Source organism: Kocuria sp. ZOR0020 (assembly GCF_000800955.1).
In the GTDB taxonomy this organism is placed as follows: domain Bacteria; phylum Actinomycetota; class Actinomycetes; order Actinomycetales; family Micrococcaceae; genus Kocuria; species Kocuria subflava.
Genome location: NZ_JROX01000169.1, coordinates 1 through 7906 on the forward strand (window position 1 = coordinate 1; position 7906 = coordinate 7906).

The 7906-nt window shown below is 64.8% G+C and carries 6 protein-coding genes; all 6 read right to left on the reverse strand.

Going from position 1 to position 7906, the window contains the following annotated elements:
* Positions 1-245: CDP-alcohol phosphatidyltransferase family protein (locus L979_RS10400; RefSeq protein WP_047692147.1), on the reverse strand; the 245-nt coding region annotated here is incomplete at its 3' end.
* Positions 246-251: 6 nt separating this feature from the next.
* Positions 252-3230 carry a DNA translocase FtsK gene (locus tag L979_RS10405; RefSeq protein ID WP_047692148.1) on the reverse strand — a complete coding sequence of 993 codons (2979 nt, stop codon included), beginning with the start codon at positions 3228-3230 and terminating at the stop codon, positions 252-254.
* A gap of 96 nt (positions 3231-3326) precedes the next feature.
* Positions 3327-3629: a hypothetical protein gene (locus tag L979_RS10410; protein ID WP_047692149.1), complete on the reverse strand. Its 303-nt coding sequence runs from the start codon at positions 3627-3629 to the stop codon at positions 3327-3329.
* A gap of 185 nt (positions 3630-3814) precedes the next feature.
* Complete coding sequence (locus L979_RS14715; protein ID WP_052209787.1) at positions 3815-4834, reverse strand: TIGR04086 family membrane protein; 1020 nt, start codon at positions 4832-4834, stop codon at positions 3815-3817.
* A gap of 267 nt (positions 4835-5101) precedes the next feature.
* Positions 5102-6802, reverse strand: coding sequence for a ribonuclease J (locus L979_RS10420; RefSeq protein WP_047692150.1), 1701 nt, complete (start codon positions 6800-6802; stop codon positions 5102-5104).
* Positions 6803-6847: 45 nt separating this feature from the next.
* A complete protein-coding gene (gene dapA / locus L979_RS10425; protein WP_047692151.1) occupies positions 6848-7762 on the reverse strand; it encodes a 4-hydroxy-tetrahydrodipicolinate synthase in 915 nt (304 codons plus the stop codon).
* Positions 7763-7906: the final 144 nt, after the last annotated feature.

A 7906-nucleotide genomic window follows, 5' to 3' on the forward strand; every position in this document is an offset into this window, starting at 1 on the left:
ATCTTGCCGAAGGATGTGATCAGACCACGGGCCCGGGCGATGTCGCCGTCGAGCTTGTCCGTCAGCATGGCCACGGCGAACACGCCGAAAGCTGCCCAGCGCATGGCCTGGGAGTCATGGCCGAAAGGACCACCGGCCACCAGGAACCACACGAAGAACGGAACCAGCAGGATCCGCAACGTGGTCAGCGCATTGGGCAGGTTCCAGTTGGAGGCGTTGGGCGGCTGTGCGTCAGTTCGTGTCATTTCGGTTCATCGTCCCGTCAGCTGCCAGGCGTCGTCGGACTCGGACTCCTCGGCGTCGTCGTCGTAATCAGTGGCAGCCGGGCCCGTGGGCTCGGCCAGGGGGTCCACACCGGCATCCCCGCCGGAACCGCCCGTACCCGCGTGCTCCTGAGCCCCCACCACGACGGCGGTGGGCGGCTCCTCCCCTCGGATCACGGCCAGCGTGGCGGCCAGATCGTCCGGGCGCACCAGGACGTCGCGGGCCTTGGAACCCTCGGAGGGGCCAACCACGCCGCGGGATTCCATGAGGTCCATCAGACGCCCGGCCTTGGCGAAACCCACGCGCAGCTTGCGCTGCAGCATGGAGGTGGAGCCGAACTGGGTGGTGACCACAAGCTCGACCGCCTGCAGCAGAACGTCGAGGTCGTCTCCGATGTCCTCGTCGATCTCCTTCTTGGGGGCCTCCTGAACCACGTCTTCCCGGTAATTGGCCTTCATTTGGGACTTGACGTGCTCCACGACCTCGTGGATCTCGGACTCGGCCACCCATGCCCCCTGGACACGCATGGGCTTGGAGGCACCCATGGGCAGGAACAGGGCGTCACCCTGACCGATCAGCTTCTCCGCACCCGGCTGGTCCAGGACCACACGGGAGTCGGTGACTGAGGAGGTGGCAAAGGCCATGCGGGAGGGCACGTTGGCCTTGATCAGACCGGTGACCACATCCACGGACGGGCGCTGGGTTGCCAGCACCAGGTGGATGCCGGCTGCACGGGCCAGCTGGGTGATGCGCACAATGGCATCTTCCACATCGCGGGGGGCCACCATCATCAGGTCCGCCAGCTCGTCCACGATCACCAACAGGTACGGGTACGGCTTGATCTTGCGTTTGGAACCGGGTTCCGGCTGCACCTTGCCGTTGCGCACACCCTTGTTGAAGTCATCGATGTGCTTGTAGCCGTAGTGCGAGAGGTCGTCGTAGCGGGCATCCATTTCCCGCACCACCCACTGCAGGGCCTCCGCGGCCTTCTTGGGGTTGGTGATGATCGGGGTGATCAGATGTGGCACGCCCTCGTAGGCGGTGAGCTCCACGCGCTTGGGGTCCACCATGACCATGCGAACTTCATCCGGGGTGGCCCGCATGAGCAGGGACACGATCATGGAGTTCACGAACGACGACTTACCGGCACCGGTGGCACCTGCCACCAGCATGTGCGGCATCTTGGCCAGGTTCGCCACCACGAACCCGCCTTCAACGTCCTTGCCCACGCCCATCACCATGGGGTGATCGTTCTTCCGGGCCGCCTGGGAGCGCAGCACGTCACCCAGCACCACGGTTTCGCGGTCCGTGTTGGGGATCTCGATGCCGATGGCGGACTTGCCCGGAATCGGCGAGAGGATGCGCACGTCCGAGGACGCCACGGCATAGGAGATGTTCTTGGACAGCGCGGTGACCTTCTCCACCTTGGTGCCCGGTGCCAGCTCGATTTCATAGCGAGTGACCGTGGGACCCCGGGAGAAGCCGGTGACCTCCGCATCCACCTTGAACTGCTGCATGGTCTCCGTCAGCGCCCGCACCACGGCGTCGTTGGCCTCGGAGCGTTCCTTGGCAGGGGCGCCCTGGATCAACGACGACGACGACGGCAGCGAGTACGCCACATCCCCGTCCAGTTGCAGCTGTTCCGTGCGTTCGGGGATCGGGGTGGCCTGTACTGCCACGGGAGCGTGGGCAGCCGTGGTTTCACCATCGGCTCCGTCAGCGTCGATCACAGCGGCAGCACTCGAGCCTGCGGCAGTGTCGGCTGCTCCCCCGCTGCCGCCTTCCAGGCCCTGTTCGCGGCGCAGTTCCTGGGCAGCCAGCTGATCCCGGGTGGGTCGCTTCTGCCCCGGACGCAGGCCGGTGGGTGCTTGTTCGGCTGACGTTGCGGTGGAACCGGATAGATTCTCAGTCTCGAGTTCAGCTTCACGATCTGTGCGGGCTTCATCCCCGGACTCGACGTCAAAGACCGGCACGCAGGAGCCGCGGCGTCCAACGGGTCGGGTCTGCTCCACCACAGGAACTTGGTCCGTGGCCTCGCCGATCACTGCGGTTTCAAAAGCTTCATCACCGTCGTAGGTGTCCAGGCGTTCCCGTTCAGCGGCGTCCTTGCGCTGTTGCTTGGCCTGCTTGCGAGCCGCTCTGCGCGCAGCCCGGTCGTTGGCCGGCTGCGGGTCACGGTCATCCAGGTAGGAACGGTCGTGGTCGGAAGCACTCAAGTCGGCGCCTGTACCGGCATGCTCTGCTCCCACCACGGCATCACATGCGTGGGCCAGCCGGGGTCCGATCTGGGCGAACGGTGTGCCGGTCACGATCAACACGCATAGGGCCAAGACCGCAGCACAGACCACGGCAGCCCCCACGGGGGTGATCACGGAACCCAGCGGCCCGGCCATCAGGTAGCCAAAGGCCCCGCCTGCGGTCAGGCGGGATTCAAAGCTCTCCGTGACGCCGGGGGAACCACCGATCACGTGGGCCAAACCCGCGGCAGCCAGGACGGCCACGGTCAACCCCAGGGCAATTCTGTTGTTGGAAGCGGTGGGAACGGGCTTGCGGAAAACTCGAACAGCAAATCCGATCAGAGCCAGGGGCAGGACCAACGCGGCCCAGCCGATCAGTCCCGCCACCAACCAGTGCACGCCAAAGGCCGCAGCCGAGAGGACTGGGATCCCTGCTCCGTAGAGCGCCCACCATTCGACCACGGCAATCACAAGGCCCGCGACCAGCAGGACCAGGGCGCCGCCGTCGCGACGATCTTGAGGGTCAAGGTCAGTTCGGAGCGTGCCGATGCGTCGGATTGCGCCACCGATCAGGTGCGCAAACCAGAGCCATGTGCCTACCAGTGCGTCAACGGCGCGCTCACCAAGACCCTGCTGCGGGCTGTTCGAAGTGCTCTTCTTGGACTTCGAGGTGGTGGATCCGCGCGACGTCGAGGCACCCTTGCGGGCGGGGGAAGTACGAGTCGCCATACACAAAGGGTAAACGACGCTGCAAAACCGGCTCAGACCGGCGCACCCGGGCCCGCTTGACGATGCTCACGTCCACGGGTGCGCACCGGCTGATTTTCAGGGCTGTTGCGGCCGATCGCGGGCGTCGTCCTCGCGAGCCCAACGACGCCGATTGACGTCATCACGCAGGATCAGGAACCAGATCACGCTGAAGATCATCAGCACGGCACCAATCAAGAAACCGGCCGATGCCAGCCCCATGGTGAGAACTTCCGGGTCCGTGGGCATGCACGCTCGGGAGGTGTCCCCTGCGGGGCAGTCCGACCACGGCCGGACCATGACCAGGATTCCAGCCACCAGACTGGTCAGAGAAATCACGGCACCGAGCACCAACATGAAGATCCGCGGTTTGCCGAACATGGTTACCTCCTCATTCATCAGGTGCCTTATCACTGACCGTACATGCGGGTGGGCCGGACGGAAAGTGCAAAGGCTGGGCCCTCAGTGAAGACGACCCAGCCTCAGCTGTCAGCCAAACCCAGCGCGGTCACGATCGGCGCTGCGAGGACCGTGCCGTGTAGGTGATTGACCGCATGTGGTGCCGATCAGACGCGAGTGGTGCCGGTGTTGCGGCGGTTCAGGTCATCGTTGCGGCGATCCACGCCCTCGTTGCGGTTGCGTCCTGCGGCCACGGCACGGGAGCCCAGGAGACCTGCCACAGCGGAGACAATGGCGCCCAGGAACAGGCCGGCAAAGGTCCAACCTGCGGCCTCGGCGGTGGTGTTGGCGGCTTCCTCGGCGCGCGGTGCAGCATCTTCCACGGCCTGCTCGGCCTCGGCGGAGGCCTCATCCGTGGTCACACCGGGGCTCTGCACGGCTTCCGGGTTCTGCACGACCGCAGCCGTCACGTTGTCAGCAGCAGTGCCCAAAGTGTTGCCCAGAGCGCCCAGCACGTTGCCGGCCAACAGGGTGGCCAGCACCAGGGCGGTGAGCAGGGAGGTGGCCCAGGTCAGGAAACCGTGGATCAAACCGGCGCGCCCTGCTAGCAGGCCTGCCACGGCACCGCCGCTGAACAGAGCCAGGGCCAAGGTGATGATGGAAGAGATTCCGGTGGCCATTCCCACGCCTTCACCCGGGTTCTCCGAGTTGAGGTCGGACATGCCCAAGCCCAGGGCAGCGGTCACCAGGGAGAACAAGACGGTCAGGGCCAAAACGGTGACCACACCGGCAATCACGGCACCCCAGGAGATGTTCTTGACGTCTCCTCCGCGGCCATCGCCCAGGACGTCTTCCTTCCAAGACGGCTTGGCACGGCGTTGATCATCGTGGTCATGACGGTCGTTGCGGTCATCGCGATCGCTGCGGACGGCGCGATCATGACTGTTGTTGCGGTCGAGGCCGGCGCGGCGGTCGTCGTGACGCTCGTGGGATCCAGCGGTTCGGGACTCCCCACGCTCGGTGGCGTTGGCGGTACCGCGCCCGGAGGTGGTCTTGTCCTCCACGCGGTCGTGGGAGTTCAAGCCGGTCCAGGAGTCACGGCCATCGGTGCGCCCCAGGTTCTGATCTTGGCCGTCGCGGGGGCCCGGGTTGCCGGAAGAATTCGGGGGGACATTGTTGGTGGACATCAGGTGTTCCTTTCGCGGCCTCACAGTGCGAGGCCGTGGAGGTCAAGTGGGAGCCGCTGATGACCACACCGTCCTGGCCTCCCAAAAAGGGCGGCAGGACGTGCGGTCACACATGCGACCGAATCCACCATAAGGCACCTTATTATCAGCCCCCTGAATAATTCCGCTCTGGGCGCACACATGCTGATGGCCACCTGCTGAGTCGGCAGGTGGCCATCAGATGGTGCAGGGGGCCGCGGATCACATCTGGTGCGCGGCCCGTGAGCTTCAGTTCTTGGAACCTGCCTCAATCACCACGGGCACGATCATGGGCTTGCGGCGCAGCTTGCGGCCCACCCACGGTCCGATGGTGCGGCGCACGATCTGCTGCAGCTGATGCGTGGTGTACTGCTTCTGCTCGTGCAGGGCATCCTCCAGGGCACCGGTGATCTTGGGGATGATGTCATCGAACACACGATCATCCTCAGCCACACCGCGGGCGTGCACGTCCGGGCCGTTGACCACACGCTTCTGCTTGCGGTCGATCACGGAGACCACGGAGACAAAGCCCTCTTCACCCAAGACAATCCGGTCCTTGAGGTCGTCCTCGGTGATCTCACCGACCGAGGAACCGTCCACGTACACGAATTTGATCTCGTGTCCACCCACGATCCGCGCCTGGTGGTCCTTCATGTCCACACAGGTGCCGTTCTCCGTGAGCAGCACGTTCTCCGGAGGCACACCGGTGGCCTCTGCGAGTTCACCGTTGGCCATGAGGTGGCGGACCTCGCCGTGCACCGGCATGACGTATTCGGGCTCCACGATGTTGTAGCAGTAGAGCAGCTCACCGGCAGATGCGTGACCAGAGACGTGGACCTTAGCATTGGATTTGTGCACCACGTGGGCGCCCAGTCGCATCAGGCCGTTGATGATCCGGAACACGGAGTTTTCGTTGCCCGGGATCAAGGAGGAGGCCAGGATGACGGTGTCACCATCACGGACCTGCACGCGGTGATCGCCGCGGGCCATCCGGGACAGGGCAGCCATGGGCTCACCCTGGGAACCGGTGCACATGATGACCAGTTCATCGTCCCGGAACTGCTCCACCTTGCGCTGGTCCACCAGGACGCCCTCAGGGACGTCCAGGTAGCCCAGCTCCGCGGCAATGCCCATGTTGCGTTCCATGGAGCGGCCCATCAGGGCAACCTTGCGCCCGGAGGCGACGGCGGCGTCGAGCACCTGCTGCACACGGTGAACGTGGGATGAGAAGGAGGCGACGACGACCTTCTGGCGGGACTTCTTGATCACATCCGCAAGGACTCCCCCAATGTCCTTCTCCGTGGGGGTGAACCCCGGGACCTCGGCGTTGGTGGAGTCCGTCAGGAACAGGTCAACACCTTCTTCACCCAAGCGGGCAAAGTGGCGCAGGTCCGTGATGCGGCCATCCAGCGGCAGCTGGTCCATCTTGAAGTCACCGGTGTGCAGCACGGTGCCGGCCTTGGTGCGCATGAACACGGCCAGGGCGTCCGGGATGGAGTGGTTCACAGCCACGAACTCACACTCGAACTCGCCGAGCTTCTCCACCTGCCCCTCGCGCACGGTCAGCGTGTAGGGCTTGATCCGGTGCTCGCGCAGCTTGGCTTCCACCAGGGCCAGGGTCAGCTGGGATCCCAGGATGGGGATGTCCGCACGTCGCTTGAGCAGGTAGGGCACTGCACCGATGTGGTCCTCGTGACCGTGCGTGAGCACGATGGCCACAATGTCATCCAGGCGGTCCTCGATGTGGGAGATGTCCGGCAGGATCAGGTCCACACCGGGCTGGTTCTCTTCCGGGAAGAGCACACCGCAGTCAACGATCAGCAGCTGACCGTTGATCTCGAACACGGTCATGTTGCGGCCCACCTCACCCAGGCCACCCAGCGGGGTGACCCGCAAGGTGTCCTTGGCCAGGGCAGGCGGCTTGCTCAAGTTTTCAATCCAATGGGTCATGCGACCCCTCTCTGAGGTAACAGCTCTCGGATCCGAGAGCGGTGATTAGAACGTCAGGGAATCGGCCACCACGGAGGATTCAAGCTCCGCCTTGATCGCAGCCAACTCGGCGTCGGTGGCATCCACGTACGGCAGGCGCACGCGGTGGTTGGGCAGTACGGACTGCCAGTTCAAAATTTGTTTGGCCGCAACGGCACCCGGCACGTGGGTCATGGTGGCTCGCACCACAGGCTCGAGTTCGTGGGCGATCTGCAGGGCTTCCTGCAGGTTGTCCGCGTTGACGGCATCGATCAGACGGCGGAAACGCGGGGTGTCCACATGGGTGGTCACCCCCACCAGACCCACCGCGCCGATGGACATCCACGGCAAGGTCAGGCCGTCGTCGCCGGAGTAGTACAGAAGATCGGTTTCTGCGATCACGCGCATGCCGGCGGCCAGGTCGGCCTTGGCGTCCTTGACGGCCACGATCTTGGGGTGATCAGCCAGGCGCAGCAAGGTGTCCACGGACAGTGGGATGCCGGTGCGCCCCGGGATGTCGTAGAGCATGATGGGCAGCTCCACGGCATCGGCAACGGTTTCAAAGTGCGCCACCACGCCAGCCTGTGTGGGCTTGTTGTAGTACGGGGTCACGATCAGCAGACCGTCCATACCCGCCTTCTGGGCGGTGGCGGACAAGTGCATGGTGTGCTGGGTGTCGTTGGAGCCAGCACCGGCCACCAGCGCCACACGATCCCCCACGGCGTCACGAACGGTGCTGAACACGGCAAAGTGCTCGTCATCCGTCATGGTGGAGTACTCGCCGGTGGTGCCGCCCACCACCAGACCGTCGCAACCCTGTTCCACCAGTCGAACCGCAAGGGCTTCCGTGGCGGCCAGATCCACCGAGCCGTCGTCCTTGAACGGGGTGACCATGGCGGTGAGCAGTGTTCCGAACAGGGGCTTGTCCTGGTGCGCAGTCATGGCATACACCCTAACTTGCCGCCCGCGCGGACTGCGGCCCGGAACCGGGGTGGCTGACAGAAAGTCGGACAGCCTGACGCATGGCCCCGCGGGCGCGTCGGGTGTCTCCCGAGGCACTGTAGGCCAGGGCCAGCCGGTACCAGG

Bases quoted from the DNA above. Each gene is read 5' to 3' on its own strand.
- L979_RS10420 (WP_047692150.1), bottom strand. From the start codon at position 6,802: ATGACCCATTGGATTGAAAACTTGAGCAAGCCGCCTGCCCTGGCCAAG.
- L979_RS10410 (WP_047692149.1), bottom strand. From the start codon at position 3,629: ATGTTCGGCAAACCGCGGATCTTCATGTTGGTGCTCGGTGCCGTGATT.
- L979_RS14715 (WP_052209787.1), bottom strand. From the start codon at position 4,834: ATGTCCACCAACAATGTCCCCCCGAATTCTTCCGGCAACCCGGGCCCC.
- L979_RS10405 (WP_047692148.1), bottom strand. From the start codon at position 3,230: ATGGCGACTCGTACTTCCCCCGCCCGCAAGGGTGCCTCGACGTCGCGC.
- dapA (WP_047692151.1), bottom strand. From the start codon at position 7,762: ATGACTGCGCACCAGGACAAGCCCCTGTTCGGAACACTGCTCACCGCC.